The 14,335-nt window shown below is 69.0% G+C and carries 12 protein-coding genes and 1 riboswitch; of the genes, 9 read left to right on the forward strand and 3 right to left on the reverse strand.

Annotated elements, in window-relative coordinates:
* Positions 1-35 precede the first annotated feature (35 nt).
* Positions 36-623, reverse strand: a complete 588-nt coding sequence (locus tag H4281_RS05435; protein ID WP_182889767.1) for a PadR family transcriptional regulator — start codon at positions 621-623, stop codon at positions 36-38.
* A 61-nt stretch (positions 624-684) separates the two neighbouring features.
* Here H4281_RS05435 and metG point away from each other — a divergent pair, with 61 nt between their 5' ends.
* The 5 genes from metG to H4281_RS05460 all read left to right on the forward strand — a co-directional run bounded on the left by metG (position 685) and on the right by H4281_RS05460 (position 8,389).
* Positions 685-2,481 carry a methionine--tRNA ligase gene (metG, locus tag H4281_RS05440; protein ID WP_182889768.1) on the forward strand — a complete coding sequence of 599 codons (1,797 nt, stop codon included), beginning with the start codon at positions 685-687 and terminating at the stop codon, positions 2,479-2,481.
* Positions 2,482-2,928: 447 nt separating this feature from the next.
* Positions 2,929-3,753: a TatD family hydrolase gene (locus H4281_RS05445; protein ID WP_182889769.1), complete on the forward strand. Its 825-nt coding sequence runs from the start codon at positions 2,929-2,931 to the stop codon at positions 3,751-3,753.
* A gap of 427 nt (positions 3,754-4,180) precedes the next feature.
* Positions 4,181-5,569: a resuscitation-promoting factor gene (locus tag H4281_RS46130; RefSeq protein WP_182890226.1), complete on the forward strand. Its 1,389-nt coding sequence runs from the start codon at positions 4,181-4,183 to the stop codon at positions 5,567-5,569.
* A gap of 102 nt (positions 5,570-5,671) precedes the next feature.
* A complete protein-coding gene (gene rsmA / locus H4281_RS05455; protein WP_182889770.1) occupies positions 5,672-6,514 on the forward strand; it encodes a 16S rRNA (adenine(1518)-N(6)/adenine(1519)-N(6))-dimethyltransferase RsmA in 843 nt (280 codons plus the stop codon).
* Between the two features lie 555 nt (positions 6,515-7,069).
* Positions 7,070-7,160, forward strand: a riboswitch (SAM riboswitch).
* Between the two features lie 215 nt (positions 7,161-7,375).
* Positions 7,376-8,389, forward strand: coding sequence for a methionine ABC transporter ATP-binding protein (locus tag H4281_RS05460; protein ID WP_182889771.1), 1,014 nt, complete (start codon positions 7,376-7,378; stop codon positions 8,387-8,389).
* A 109-nt stretch (positions 8,390-8,498) separates the two neighbouring features.
* Here the strand turns inward: H4281_RS05460 and H4281_RS05465 are convergent, their stop codons facing one another.
* On the reverse strand, positions 8,499-8,972 hold the full coding sequence (locus tag H4281_RS05465) for a hypothetical protein (RefSeq protein ID WP_182889772.1): 474 nt from the start codon (positions 8,970-8,972) through the stop codon (positions 8,499-8,501).
* Positions 8,973-9,093: 121 nt separating this feature from the next.
* Between H4281_RS05465 and H4281_RS05470 the strand changes: the two genes are divergently transcribed.
* Genes H4281_RS05470 through H4281_RS05485 form a run of 4 tightly spaced genes read left to right on the forward strand, consistent with a single transcriptional unit; the run spans position 9,094 to position 13,745 of the window.
* A complete protein-coding gene (locus tag H4281_RS05470) occupies positions 9,094-10,062 on the forward strand; it encodes a 4-(cytidine 5'-diphospho)-2-C-methyl-D-erythritol kinase (RefSeq protein ID WP_037820169.1) in 969 nt (322 codons plus the stop codon).
* 43 nt (positions 10,063-10,105) lie between these two features.
* Positions 10,106-11,875 (forward strand): ABC-F family ATP-binding cassette domain-containing protein, encoded by a 1,770-nt coding sequence (locus H4281_RS05475; RefSeq protein WP_182889773.1) that lies wholly within the window; start codon positions 10,106-10,108, stop codon positions 11,873-11,875.
* The gene (locus H4281_RS05480) at positions 11,872-12,051 is read left to right on the forward strand and encodes a hypothetical protein (protein ID WP_182889774.1); all 180 of its coding nucleotides are present in this window, start codon (positions 11,872-11,874) and stop codon (positions 12,049-12,051) included. Before H4281_RS05475 ends, H4281_RS05480 begins: the two co-directional genes overlap by 4 nt.
* Positions 12,052-12,056: 5 nt before the next feature.
* Positions 12,057-13,745 carry a fatty acyl-AMP ligase gene (locus H4281_RS05485; protein WP_182889775.1) on the forward strand — a complete coding sequence of 563 codons (1,689 nt, stop codon included), beginning with the start codon at positions 12,057-12,059 and terminating at the stop codon, positions 13,743-13,745.
* A gap of 72 nt (positions 13,746-13,817) precedes the next feature.
* Here H4281_RS05485 and H4281_RS05490 read toward each other — a convergent pair whose 3' ends face one another.
* Positions 13,818-14,186 (reverse strand): DivIVA domain-containing protein, encoded by a 369-nt coding sequence (locus H4281_RS05490; RefSeq protein WP_182889776.1) that lies wholly within the window; start codon positions 14,184-14,186, stop codon positions 13,818-13,820.
* Positions 14,187-14,335: the final 149 nt, after the last annotated feature.

The following is a 14,335-nucleotide window of genomic DNA, read 5'->3' on the forward strand; positions in this document are numbered from 1 at the left end:
CTGTGCCCGAGGAAGGAGGGGTTAGTCAAATTTGATTACTCGGGGGCTGGCGGAGCGAAGGCCGAACCCGGGTCGTCGGCCATCACGTACTCGCCCGCCTCGAGCCTGCCGATCAGGCCGGTGAGCCATTCCCGGCTCGCGCTGGCGATCCCGCCCCACAGGCGGAACAGTTCGGCGACGTGCGGCGGTTTCCCCCAGGTGTCGTCCTCGAGGCTCAACCGCGATCGGCGCTCTTCCGCCTCGAAGTGGACCAGGTTCTGCCTGAGCAGGCTGATCGTGTACTTCCGCGGGAGCGCGGGCATCAGGCTCACCGCCGCGCACAGCTCCGCGTTGCTCGCGGCCGGATCGGACAAGCCCTTCGCGATGAGGATCTGGAACTCCTGCTCGCCCGCTTGCGAGAGCCGGTAGGCGACCCGGTCCGGACCGCCGTCGCCCGGTTCGACGTCGATCTTCTCGAGCAGGTCCTCGGCGGCCATCTTCTTGAGCGCGTGGTAGATCGAACCGGGCTGGACGTTCGCCCACTTGTCCGCCGACCACGACAGCAGTTCGCGGCGCACCTGGTAGCCGTGCGCGCGGCCGAACATCCGCACGACCCCGAGCACCAGCAGACGCGTCGCCGACACCGGCTCTCCCTTCCCCGACCGCCAGGAAACGCCCTGGAGCGCATCCGTAGGCTAAACAGGTATGAGCACCCCTGTGTTGACCGCGGTGGCCTGGCCCTACGCCAACGGCCCCCGCCACATCGGCCACGTGTCCGGATTCGGCGTCCCGTCCGACGTCTTCTCCCGCTACCAGCGAATGGCCGGCAACCGGGTGCTCATGGTGTCCGGGACCGACGAACACGGCACGCCGATCACCGTCCAGGCGGACAAAGAGGGGATGACCCCGCAGCAGACCGCGGACAAGTACACCCGCCAGATCGACGAGGACCTGCGCGGCCTCGGCCTTTCCTACGACCTGTTCACCCGCACCACCACCGGCAACCACGCCGCGGTGACGCAGGAGATCTTCCTCGCGCTCAACCGCAACGGCTACGTCGTCCCGAAGACCACCCGCGGCGCGATCAGCCCGTCCACCGGCCGCACGCTGCCCGACCGCTACATCGAGGGCACCTGCCCGATCTGCGGCTACGACGGCGCGCGCGGCGACCAGTGCGACAACTGCGGCAACCAGCTCGACGCCGCCGAGCTGATCAACCCGAAGTCGCGGATCAACGGCGAGACGCCGAAGTTCGTCGAGACCGAGCACTACTTCCTCGACCTGCCCGCGTTCACCCGGACCCTCGGCGACTGGCTCGGCACCAAAACCGACTGGCGCCCGAACGTCCTCAACTTCACCAAAAACCTGATCGACGACATGCGGCCGCGGCCGATCACCCGCGACCTCGACTGGGGCGTGAAGATCCCGCTGGACGGCTGGCGCGACCAGCCGCTCAAGCGGTTCTACGTCTGGTTCGACGCGGTCATCGGCTACTTCTCCGCCAGCGTCGAATGGGCGCGCCGCAACGGCACCCCGGACGCCTGGCAGGAGTGGTGGGCCAACGACGCCGCGCGCGCCTACTACTTCATGGGCAAGGACAACATCACCTTCCACGCCCAGATCTGGCCCGCGCTGCTGCTCGGCCAGAACGGCAGCGGCGACCGCGGCGGCGAGCCGGGCAAGTACGGCAAGCTGCACCTGCCGGACGAGATCGTGTCCAGCGAGTTCCTCACCATGAGCGGGTCGAAGTTCTCCACCTCCCGGGGAACCGTCATCTACGTGCACGACTTCCTGCGGGAGTTCGGGCCGGACGCGCTGCGGTACTTCATCTCGGTGGCCGGGCCGGAGACGCAGGACACGGACTTCACGTGGGACGAGTTCGTGCGGCGGACGAACTTCGAGCTGGCCAACGAGTGGGGGAACCTCGTCAACCGGTCGATTTCCATGGCGCACAAGAACAATGGGGCGATTCCGGCCCCGACCGCGCCTGCGCCCGCGGACGAGGAGCTGAAGGCGTTGTCCCGGCAGGCGTTTGAGACCGCTGGGGGGCATCTGGCGCGGTCGCGGTTCAAGCTGGCCGCGGCTGAGGCGATGCGGGTGGTTACGGCGGCCAACCGGTATCTGTCGGATCAGGAGCCGTGGAAGCTCAAGGACGATCCGGACCGGCGGGACGCGGTGTTGCACACGGCGTTGCAGGTGGTCAGCGACGCCAATACGTTGTTGACGCCGTTCCTGCCGCATTCGGCGCAGAAGGTGCACGAGGCGCTTGGCGGGACTGGGGTTTGGGCTGCGCAGCCTGAGCTTCAGGAGGTTGAGGATCTTGACCTGCCTGGGCGGGTCAATCCGATTCTGACCGGGGATTACGCCGGGGAGCAGGCTAAGTGGGAGTCTCAGCCGGTTGAGGTTGGGCGGCCGTTGGAGAAGCCGACTCCGTTGTTCACGAAGCTGGATCCGAAGTTGGGGGAGACTGGGCCGGAGTGGGCTCCGATCGTGACTGATTGAGGTCTCGGGCGGGCTCGTCGCCCTGGGGGCGACATTGCGCTCGGGGTGGCCCCACCCCCGAAGTTTTATTGTGCTGACGGTTCGGGGGTGCTTGTCAAGGCGGGAAAGATGCCTTGACAAGCACCCCCGAACCGCAGGGCGGCTTCGGAGCGGGGTTGGGGGCGGTGTGGGGTGCCTCCGTCGGTGGGTGCGTCGGCTGCGGTTTGTGAGTGGGGCTAGCGCCCCAATGTGGCGTTGGGTGCATGTGGCGCACCCAATGTGGCGTTCGGTGCGTGGGATGCACCCAACGCCACATTGGGGCGTACCCCTGCGGCTGCGCTGGGCGGGCGGTCCGTGAAGGGGCCCCTCGCGACCCGGGTGCGGGTCGCGAAGGGAACCCTGGGGAATCTGGGTCCCGCAGGGTTCCCCTCACGGCATCTGCGGGCGGGGGCGCAGTAGCTTGGGGTCATGGGTGACGAGAAGCGCGAACTTCCCCCGATTCCCGACCGGCTGCCGGTGACGGTGGTTGACGCGCACACTCATCTCGACGCGTGCGGTGCGGAGACTGCGGCTGACGTCGCGGAGATGGTTGACCGCGCGGAACGGGCTGGGGTCGCGCGGGTTGTCACTGTCGCGGACGACCTCGCTGCTGCTCGTTGGGCGTCCGAGGCGTCCACCTGGGACTCGCGGGTGTTTGCCGCAGTGGCTATTCATCCCACGCGCACCAAGGAATTCGGGGCCGCCGAACAGTCCGAAGTGGAGCGTCTGGCGCGTGGCGAGCGGGTGGTCGCGGTCGGCGAGACGGGGCTCGATTACTACTGGGACTACTCGCCGCACGATGCGCAGCAGGCTGCGTTTCGCTGGCACATCGACCTCGCGAAGCGGCTTGGCAAGGCTCTGATGATCCACGACCGCGACGCGCACGAGGACGTGCTTCGCATCCTCGACGAGGAAGGTGCGCCCGAGACGGTGGTCTTCCACTGCTTCTCTGGCGACGAGCACATCGCGCGCCGCTGTGTCGACAAGGGCTACATCCTGTCCTTCGCGGGCACGGTCACCTTTAAGAACGCGCGCGGGCTGCATGAGGCCGCGCGTCTCGTGCCGCGTGGGCAGTTCCTCGCGGAGACTGACGCGCCGTTTTTGACGCCTCATCCCTACCGTGGGCGGCCGAACGAGCCGTATTGCACTGCCTACACCGTTCGCTTCCTCGCTCAGCTGCGCGGCGAAGCGGTCCACGAGGTGGCCGAAGCGGTCCGGACCACTGCCGAACGCGCATATCGGCTGCCCGCCTGATTCCGTAGTGTCACAACGAGTTGCACGGATTGCGACATTCGAGACCGCGCATTCGTCCACCTGATGAGTGACACAAGTCACGACACTCCGGGGGGTGTTTGCGCAACCTGCCAACACCCGTTACTGTCCCGTGATCGTGCCGGTCGGTACCGCGACGCGGAGCCGGCTGATACGCCCACCAGTCACGTCAGTGCACGTCGGGGAAGCGGAACCGAGGTTGGTACGACTCGGGACCGTGACGATGGCGCTGGCTGGGGGTGTCGGACTTGAGAGGCGCGCCCGAGGGTGCGTCGCGAACGAAGGACGACGCGCGAACGACGCGCGGTGTCTTGGGAAAGGGAACGACCCGGTGACTGGTAGTCGGCAGGATGACTCGCGTCTTGACGCGGGTTCGGCGTATTTCTCCTCCTCCGCGTCCTCGGTGGCCGTGCTCGACCGCGAGCTTGAGGACACCGCTTACGGGCAGCTTGACTTCTCCGACGAGCTCCGGGTGACCGAGCAGGACGTGCTCGCCGCGCTCGGCCCGGACGCCGACATGCTGATGTCGGAAATCGACGTCGACGTCGACGAGCTGATCCGCCTCATCAACGCGGAAACCACGATGCTTCCGCCGCTCGTCCTCCCGGACGAGGTCGAGCAGGACCGCACCGCCTCCCCGCAGGCCAAGAAGGCCGCGGTCGAGGAAGGGCTGCGCGAGGCGACCAAGACCTGGAAGCGCCGCTTCCTCAAGGGTGCCGTGCTTTCGCTGCTGGTCACCGTCGGCGGTGGCGGCGCGGCGGCGCTCGCGATGAACAAGAGCATCACCGTCGACGTCGACGGCCACCAGCAGACCGTGCACAGCTACGGCGGCACCGTCGGCGAGGTGCTCGAGGACGCGGGCCTGTCGGTCGGCGAGCACGACGCGCTTTCGCCCTCGCCGCAGGCGGCGGTCGGCGACGGCGGCGTCATCAAGCTTGAGCGCGGCCGTCAGCTGAACCTCGTCGTGGACGGCGTGTCCCGGCCCTCGTGGGTCCGCGCGACCACGCTCGGCGAGGCCATGGGCCAGCTCGGCATGGGCAGCATGCTTTCCCAGGGCGCGTGGACGTCGATGCCGTCGTCCGGCGAACTGCCGCTGGAGGGTTCGACCGTCCAGGTCAAGACCCTCAAGCACATCACGCTTTTCGACGGCACCAACGCGCCCCGCAAGGTGGACACCACCGCGGTGACCACCAAGGAGCTCGCCTCCGACCTGAAGCTGAACCTGGGCCCGGACGACGCGATCGAGGGCGGCCTCGACGTCAGCCTGAAGAACGGCGCCGAGGTCCACGTCAGCCGCATGGGCGTGTCGATGGTCAACCAGGAAGAGACCATCGACCCCGAGGTGCAGAAGGTCGACGACCCGACGCAGCTGCAGGGCCAGCAGAGCGTCGAGGACCCGGGCACGCCGGGCAAGAAGCTGGTGACCTACAAGGTCACGAAGAAAAACGGCGAGGAAGTCGCGCGCGAGCAGGTCTCGGAGAAGGTGCTCGTCGAGGCCAAGGCCAAGATCATCAAGGTCGGCACCAAGAAGCCGCCGCAGCCGGCGATCGGCGACGGATCCGCGTGGGACCGCATCGCGCAGTGCGAGTCGGGCGGCAACTGGTCGATCAACACCGGCAACGGCTACTACGGCGGCCTTCAGTTCGACAAGCAGACCTGGAACGCCTACGGCGGCGACCAGTACGCGGCGCTGCCGAGCCAGGCCAGCCGCGAGCAGCAGATCGCGGTGGCCGAGAAGGTCCGTGCCGCTCGCGGTGGCGGCTACGGTGCCTGGCCGGTGTGCGGCGCGAAGGCGTGACCTGAGTTTTCCCGGCAGGCGGCTGTGAGTTTCGAGCTCACGGCCGCCTGTTTTCGTACTCCGCGTTGCCGGGGCGCTGACGGCGCTGGGTAGGCTCGTGCGGTGGTGGAACTGCTGGGGCCTGCCGAAATCCGCGGGCTGGCCGACGAACTCGACGTCCGGCCCACGAAGAAGCTCGGGCAGAACTTCGTGCACGACCCCAACACGGTCCGCCGCATCGTCGAACTCGGCGGCGTGCAGCCCGGGGATGTCGTCCTGGAGGTCGGTCCCGGCCTCGGCTCGCTGACGCTGGGCCTGCTCGCCGCGGGCGCTCAGGTGGTCGCCGTGGAGATCGATCCGGTGCTGGCCGCCCGCCTGCCGCGCACAGTGGCCGAGCGCGCGCCTGAGGCAGCGGAGCGGCTGACCGTCGTCGGCGCGGACGCGTTGCGGGTGCGGGCCGCTGATCTCCCGGCTGAGCCGGTGTCGATCGTCGCGAACCTGCCGTACAACGTCGCGGTACCGGTGGTGCTGCACCTGCTGGCCGAGCTGCCGTCGCTGCGCAGCGGGCTGGTAATGGTCCAGACCGAGGTCGCTGACCGGATGGCAGCGGGTCCGGGAAGCCGCACCTACGGAGTGCCGAGTGTGAAGCTCGCTTGGTACGGCCCGGCGCGGAAGGTCGCCGCGGTGCCGCGCGCGGTGTTCTGGCCGGTGCCGAACGTCGATTCCGCGCTGGTCTCGTTCAGCCGGACCGACCCGGTTTCCGGCGTGGATCGCGCACGGCTGTTCGCGGTGGTCGACGCGGCGTTCTCGCAGCGACGCAAGACTTTGCGGGCCGCGCTGGCCGGGTGGGCCGGTTCTGCCGAGCGGGCCGGCGAACTGCTCGCGGAGGCGGGGATCGACCCGAAGACGCGCGGGGAGCAGTTGGACGTGCACGCGTTCGCGCGGATCGCGGCTGCCGGAAGCTGACCCCCTCTCGCGGCGCTCGCTTGTGCCGTCCAACTCCGGCGGGGCGGCGGGTATTCCCTGGTTTCGCTGCGTTGTCCGATGATCTTGTGTCGTCGCTGATTGTGAGTCACCCGCCGCCATCCAGATACTCTTAGTGATCACGCGGCTACGGCAGAAACCGCCCTCCACCCGTGACGAGCAGCTCGGCATTCGGGGGAGTCCGGCTGCTCCGCGCTCCGGATTGTTCAGCGGTGCCGACCCGAGGTGCTTCGCTCCGCTGACCTATCTCGACCCGGTCGAGGCCTCCGTGAGCCGAGCGTCGAGGCTCGCGAACCGCCGCCACTTGACAACGAGAAAACTCTTGTTCCACAACGATCCTTGATCGTCCACAGTGGAACGAACTAGTTCGCCGCCGAGGTCCGCCGCGGGTGTTTCGCAGGTCGAGGCACTGTTCGGCGACCGAGGTTCCGGGTTTCCGGTTCTTGGACGCGGTGTTCCGGCATGCGGGCACCACCAGACGTGTGATCTGCACCAACGCGCTTGCGTTCAGCCAATGGGATCGGCTTTACTCGAAAGCGTCCATCCCGAGCGACTGAGAGACCTGGCTCGCCGAAGTCGCAGCAACCACCCTCCGCAGGGCAGGTGCTACCGCCAGGACCGATGGAGGCTGTTTTCGATGAAGAGGGTCACCCGCCCGCTCCTGCTGACCCGTCGGCGCGTAGTCGACGAAGGTCGCCGCTCGGTATGTGCGTGTCAACGCTCCATGGTCATCGCCTGATCGTTTTTTCCGCAGTTTCTTGCGCCGTCCACAGTGGACGGTAATTCGATGACGCCTGGCGCGCCCGGAATCGGCGCTGCGCCTCGTTTGCCTGGAGCCCTTTCGTGATCACTGTCGAAAACGTGTCCAAGTCCTTTCCCTTCCACGGAAATCGTGTCGCCGCGCTGCGCGACGTGAGCGTTGACGTGCAAGCCGGTTCGCTGTTCGGGGTTGTGGGTCCCTCCGGTTCCGGCAAGTCGACCCTCGCCCGCTGCATCGCGCTGCAGGAGCGCCCCGACCGCGGCGTCGTGCGGCTCGACGGCCTCAACACCGCGACGCTCGACGGCAAGCGGCTGCGGGAGATCCGCCGCCAGCTGGGCGTCGTCGGGACCAAGCCGGAGCTGATCGCCGAACGCACCATCGCGGGCAATATCGCCAGCCCGCTGGAGCAACTCGGCGTCGACGGCCCGCAGCGGCGCAGCCGGGTCGGCTCGCTGCTCGACCTGGTCGGCCTCACCGCCCGCGCCGCGCAGAAGCCCGAAGAACTCACCGAAGGCCAGCTCCGCCGGGTCGCGGTCGCCAAGGCGCTCGCCGCCGGACCGGCCGTGCTTCTCGCTGACGACCCGACCGCCGGGATCGCGGCCGAGGACGCGGGCGCGGTGCTCGCCGTGCTCGACCGGGCGCGGGCCGAGCTGGGCGTGACGATCGTCGTCACCACGCCGGACGCGGACGTCGTCCGCCGGGTCTGCGACGACGTCGCGGTGCTCGACAACGGCGCGATCGTCGAGCGCGGCACGGTGCTCGACCTGATCTCGACGCCGGACAGCTGGACCGCGCAGGCGGTGCTGCCGTCGGTCGAGACCTCGCGCGCCCAGTCCGCGAAGTACGACCGCGCGGTCGACGTCGTCCTGATCGGCTTCGCTTCGGTTGGCGCCCTGCTGCCCGAGGCGGCCAGCCGGTTCGACGTGGAGCTCGCCACCATCGGCGGCGGCCTCACCCGCATCGGGGACACCCCGATCGCCCGGTTCCGCCTCGGCGTCCGCGGCGAGCGGGCCGATGCCGCGCTGTCCTGGATCTCCGACCGGGGCGCGCACGTGAGCCAGCCGGCGCGCGGTCCGCAGAGCGTCGTCGCCGCCTGATTTCCCTTTCACCGAGCTGTTTTCCGAGGGCCGTCCCATTCGATTGGGGCGGCCCTCGCCGCATCTGCGGGACGCATCGCCCGAGAGATCAGGACATGCGGTCAAGGTTCTAGGACACGCGTCCTGAAGTCTGTCCATTGTGGTCGTTCCGGCGCACGATCTCCGCCAGCTCCGGATCCGCGTGCGCCTCGGCGGCCTGCTTCCACTTCGCCACGAGGGCGGCGAACGGCGCCGGGTTGCCGAGGGATTCGGTTCGCTCCAGGGTTTCGGCCAGTTCGCCGACGAACGTCCGCACCTCTTCCGCCGACAGGTAGCGCGCCCACGGGAACGCGGCGGGCAGCGCCTCGGCGGCGAGCGCGACCGTCTCGGCACTGCGGCGCAGCAGTTCCACGAGGATCGCGACGGCCGCCGAAAACCCGGCCGCCGCCTGCTCGGCGCGCTCGGCGGTGACGAGCACCAGATCGGGTTTGTCCTTCTCCCGTCGGCGAATCCGGACCGACCGGGTCGGCGAACCTTCGAGCTGGTCGGTGACCCGGCGCGGGTGCAGGGACAGCTCGGACAGGTTGACCTCCGGCGTGCGCATAGTTACAAAGTAGTTCCAAATTAGTCCGGCTGGCCACTCCGGAGCGACGACTGGGGGAACTTCCGTGCCAACGTTTTCTCCTGACGGCACCCGGTCAGCGACAGCCACGTAGGCTGGACGGGTGCTCGCCGTCGTTCCACCACCAGTCACCGTCCGGGTCCCGGCCAAGGTCAACCTGCACCTGGCCGTCGGCGACCTGCGGGCGGACGGGTTCCACGAGCTGGTCACCGTCTTCCAGGCGCTTTCGCTCACCGACGAGGTGACCGTCGCGGCCACCGACGAGCCAGGGCTCGAGGTGTACGGCGAGGGGGAGCGCACGGTGCCCACCGACGGCGCCAACCTCGCCTGGCGAGCCGCGCGCGAGCTGGCCTCTTACGCCGGACGGCCGGACGCGGATGAGCCGAAGGTGCGAATCGTGCTGCGCAAGGGCATTCCGGTCGCGGGCGGCATGGCGGGCGGGAGCGCGGACGCGGCCGCGGCGCTGGTCGGGCTCTCGTCGCTCTGGAAACTCGACATCACCCGCGACGAGCTGGCCACCATCGCCGGCCGGCTGGGCAGCGACGTGCCCTTCGCGCTGTACGGCGGCACCGCGCTCGGCACCGGCCGCGGCGAGCAGCTCGTTCCGGTGCTCGCGCGCCACACGTTCCATTGGGTGCTGGCCTTCGACGAGGAAGGCCTGTCCACGCCCAAGGTGTTCGGCGAACTCGACCGGCTGCGCGCGGACGGCAAGCCGCCGCGGATCGGGTCGCACACGCCGGTCGTGGAGGCGCTCGCGTCGGGCGATCCTCGCCAACTCGCCCTGTTGCTCGGCAATGACTTGCAGGCGGCCGCGGTGTCGCTGCGGCCCGGCCTGCGCCGCACGCTGCGTGCCGGGGTGAACGCGGGCGCGCTTGCCGGATGCGTGTCCGGCTCCGGGCCGACGTGCGCGTTCCTGTGCTCCGACGCGGAAACCGCGGTCGAGGTGGCCGCCGAGCTGTCCGGCGCGGGGGTATGCCGGACGGTGCGGGTCGCGCACGGCCCGGTGCCCGGGGCCAGGGTGGTCGGCGGCGACGACGCTCCGCGCAACGCGCCGCCGCGCGTGCACGCCTGAACCGCAAAGCTTGAATCAATAGTCCACAGTGGAAAGGATCCGGATGGCCAACCTGGTCAACCTGGAATCGGTGAGCAAGTCCTACGGCGTGAAGCCGTTGCTGGACAACGTTTCCCTCGGCGTCGCCGAGGGGCAGCGGATCGGCGTAGTCGGGCTCAACGGCGGCGGCAAGACGACGCTGCTCGAAGTCCTTTCCGGACTGAGCGAACCGGATTCCGGCCGGGTGAGCCAGGTGCGCGACCTGCGGATGGCCGTCGTCACCCAGCGCACCGAACTGCCGACCGGCAGCACGGTCGGCGACGTGGTGCTGCAACGTTACGGGGCCGAGCACGAATGGGCCGCCGACGCGCGCGTCCGGTCTATTGTGGACGGTCTGGGCATCACCGCGATCGGACTCGACACCCCGACCGCGAACCTGTCCGGCGGCGAACGCCGTCGGGTCGCGCTGGCCGCCGCGCTGACCGGCGAGCTGGACCTCGTGGTGCTCGACGAGCCCACTAACCACCTTGACGTCGAAGGCGTTCGCTGGCTCGCCGACCATCTGCTGGGCCGCCGGATCGCGGTCGTGGTCGTGACGCACGACCGGTGGTTCCTCGACACCGTCGCGAGCCTCACCTGGGAGGTCGCGAACGGCCGGGTCGAGCAGTACGAAGGCGGTTACGCCGACTGGATTTTCGCCCGCGCCGAACGCGCCCGCCTCGCCGCGACCGCGGAGGAGAAGCGGCAGAACCTGGCGCGCAAGGAATTGGCGTGGCTGCGGCGCGGTCCGCAGGCGCGTTCCTCGAAGCCGCGCTACCGCGTCGAAGCCGCCGAGGCGCTGATCGCCGACGTGCCGCCGCCGCGCGATTCGGTGGAGCTGATGGCGTTCGCGAAGCGCCGGCTCGGCAAGACGGTGCTGGAGCTGGAAGACGCATCGCTGCGGGTTGGCGACCGGACCTTGCTAGATCACGTGACGTGGCGGATCGGCCCTGGCGACCGGATCGGTCTGGTCGGCGTGAACGGCTCCGGCAAGACCACGCTGCTGAAGCTGCTGGGCGGCGACGTCGAATCGCCGACCGGACGGCGGGTGCAGGGCAAGACGGTCGCGCTCGCGCACCTGCGCCAGGAACTGGACGACCTGCCCGCTGACCTTCGCGTGCTGCAAGCGATCGAGCAGGTCTCCGGTCGCGTCGTGTTCGGCAAGCAGGAGATGACCGCGTCGCAGCTCGGCGAAAAGCTCGGCTTCCCGGCGGCTCGGCAGTGGACGCCGGTCGGCGACCTGTCCGGTGGTGAGCGTCGCCGGCTGCAGCTGTGCCGGTTGCTGATGGCCGAGCCGAACGTGCTGCTGCTGGACGAGCCGACGAACGACCTGGACATCGACACCCTGCAACAGCTCGAAGACCTCCTCGACGGCTGGCCGGGCACGATGGTGGTGGTCTCGCACGACCGGTACCTGGTCGAGCGAGTCTGCGACGCCACGTATGCGCTTCTCGGCGACGGCAAGGTCACCCACCTGCCGGGCGGCATCGAGGAGTACCTGCAACGCCGCGCTCGCGCGAAGGAGGCCGCGCCGCGTCGCGAAGCACCGGCCGCGGAGAAGACCGAGGCCAAGCGCAGTGCGGCGGAAACCCGTGCGGCGCAAAAGGAATTGGGCCGGTTGGAGCGAAAGCTGGACCAGCTCGCGAAGCGGGAAGAGAAGCTGCACGCCGCTTTGGCGGAGGCGGCTACCGACCCGGAGAAGCTGATCGAGCTGAACACCGAGCTGAAGGCCGTCCTGGCGGAGAAGGACGACGTCGAGGCGCGGTGGCTGGAGACGTCCGAACTCGCCGAGTGACTCACGAGAAAATCGGCGGACGGACGGCGACGTTCGCGCTGCCGGAGTTCCGGAAACCGACCCGCGACGAGCCGCCGCAGGCCCATCTGGACCGGTCCGTCCGCAACCCGCCTGACGCCGGACATCCGCTGTTCACGCCGCCGCGGGCAGTGCCGGAAAACCGGACAGTAATCTGACGCACATGAGTCGGTTTGTGGACACACTCGTCGGGAACGCGGCGGACCGGGGGCAACGGCGCGGCATGGTGACCGGCGAGCCCAAGGAGCCGGTGCGCCGGACCTGGGCGCAGGTGCACGACGAAGCGCGCCGGATCGCCGGCGGGCTGGTCAGCGGCGGTTTGAAGCCGGGAAGCGCGGTGGCGGTGCTGGCCGCCGCACCGGTGCTGATCGCGCCGACCGTGCAGGCGGTGTGGCTCACCGGCGGCAGCGTGACGATGCTGCACCAGCCGACGCCGCGCACGGACCTCGCCGAATGGGCCGAGGACACGGTCAAGGTGCTCGAAATGATCGGGGCCGAGCTGGTCGTGCTGGGCGAACCGTTCGACCAGCTCGCCCCGGTGCTCGAAGGCAAGGGCATCAGCTACCGGCTGATCTCCGAACTGGCCGGTGCGGAACCGCTCGCCGAGATCGTGAAGACCGCCGAGGGCGATACCGCGCTGCTGCAGCTGACCAGCGGATCGACCGCGGAGCCGAAGGCCGTCCGGATCACCTACGGCAACCTGTACACCAACGTCAAGGCGATGGTCGACCGCGCCGAGTTCGAGTTCGACACCGACGTGATGGTGTCGTGGCTGCCGACCTTCCACGACATGGGCATGGTCGGCTTCCTGACCGTGCCGATGACGTTCGGCGTCGAACTGGTCAAGATCACCCCGGTTGAATTCCTGACCGGTCCGCTGATCTGGCCGGAGCTGATCAGCAAGTACGGCGGCACCACGACGGCCGCGCCGAACTTCGCGTACGCCATCGTCGGCAAGCGCATGGCCCGGGTCGAGGACGACAACGCCTACGACCTGTCGAAGCTGCGCATCGCGCTCAACGGTGCCGAACCGATCGACGAGACGGCCGTCGAGACCTTTGTGGACGCCGGAAAGCGCTTCAACATGCCGCCCGAATGCGTGTTCCCCGCGTATGGCATGGCAGAGGCGACGCTGGCGGTCTCGTTCGCGCCGCTGTTCACCGGACTCACGCTGGACGTCGTCGAAGCCGACGCGCTGGAAGCCGACAACCGCGCGGTCCCGGTGCCGGAAGGCGACCCCCGCCGCGGCACGGACGAGGTGCGCTCGTTCGCCCTGCTCGGCCGCCCGCTGGACGGTCTGGAAGCGGACATCGTCGACGAATCCGGTGCCGTGCTGGGCGAACGGCAGGTCGGCGAGATCCGCCTGCGCGGCGAGGCCGTGACGCCCGGCTACCTGACCGTCGACGGCCCGCTGGACACCCAGGACCCGGACGGCTGGATGAAGACCGGCGACCTCGGCTACCTGGTCGACGGCCAGATCGTGATCTGCGGCCGCCGCAAGGACGTCATCATCATGGGCGGCCGCAACCTGTACCCGACCGACATCGAACGCGCCGCGGGCTCGGTCGACGGCGTCCGGGCGGGCAACGCGGTCGCCGTCCGCCTGGACGCGGGCAGCCGCCGCGAACGCTTCGCCGTGGTCGTGGAGTCCAAACTGGCCGGTGCCGCCGCTGAGGAAAACCGGCTGGCCAAGGAAATCGCCGCCCGCGTGCGAGACGCGGTGGACATGCGCCCGTTCGCGGTCGTGGTGCTTCCGGCCGGAAGCCTGCCCAAGACCCCGTCCGGCAAGGTCAAGCGGGCAGCTACCGCGGTGCAGTACGCGGACAAGATCGCCAAGAACGCGGACGCTTGATCGTTCGCGGATAGCGCCCGAACGCGCCGAAGGCCGCTGCGAGGGATCCTCGCAGCGGCCTTCGCGTCAGGTTTATCGGCCGGGCAGCCGTTCCGCTGGCGCCTCGGTGACCACAGGCCAGGAGGCGCGTCCCGCGGTCGCCTCGCTGTGGTCCCGGCTTCCCGGAATCAGCGGAGCCCGCCGTCCGGAGCGGTCGGCCAGCTGCGTCTCGACCTCGTCGAGAAACTGGTCGACCTCGCGCTCGTCGTATCCGCGCTTGCCGATCAACGGCTTGGAGAACAGCACGTGGTGGACCTCGGCCGCGGTGAGATCGTCCTCGTCGGCGATCGTCTTGGCGATCCGCCGCACGAAGTCGTCGACCTCCTGCTTGGCGTAGCCGCGGCGGCCGATCGGGGCGTTACCGAAAGCGACCTCAGCGAGATCCTCGGCGGTAAACGGCATGGATCATTCTCCGATTCAGGGTCGGGGTGGTGCGAACTCCTGCAGTCCGTCCTAACCGGTCCCGGCCACCCCGGGAAGCCCGCACCCGCCCGGACGACTCGATCAGGGCCCCAGAAGCCGCCCATCGAGTGAGAAATCCATCACGGACG

The sequence above is a fragment of the Amycolatopsis dendrobii genome (genome assembly GCF_014145675.1).
GTDB lineage: Bacteria > Actinomycetota > Actinomycetes > Mycobacteriales > Pseudonocardiaceae > Amycolatopsis > Amycolatopsis dendrobii.

Coding starts and splice junctions, on each gene's coding strand:
- metG (WP_182889768.1), top strand. CDS start 685: ATGAGCACCCCTGTGTTGACCGCGGTGGCCTGGCCCTACGCCAACGGC.
- H4281_RS05485 (WP_182889775.1), top strand. CDS start 12,057: ATGAGTCGGTTTGTGGACACACTCGTCGGGAACGCGGCGGACCGGGGG.
- H4281_RS05445 (WP_182889769.1), top strand. CDS start 2,929: ATGGGTGACGAGAAGCGCGAACTTCCCCCGATTCCCGACCGGCTGCCG.
- H4281_RS05465 (WP_182889772.1), bottom strand. CDS start 8,972: ATGCGCACGCCGGAGGTCAACCTGTCCGAGCTGTCCCTGCACCCGCGC.
- H4281_RS05475 (WP_182889773.1), top strand. CDS start 10,106: ATGGCCAACCTGGTCAACCTGGAATCGGTGAGCAAGTCCTACGGCGTG.
- H4281_RS05490 (WP_182889776.1), bottom strand. CDS start 14,186: ATGCCGTTTACCGCCGAGGATCTCGCTGAGGTCGCTTTCGGTAACGCC.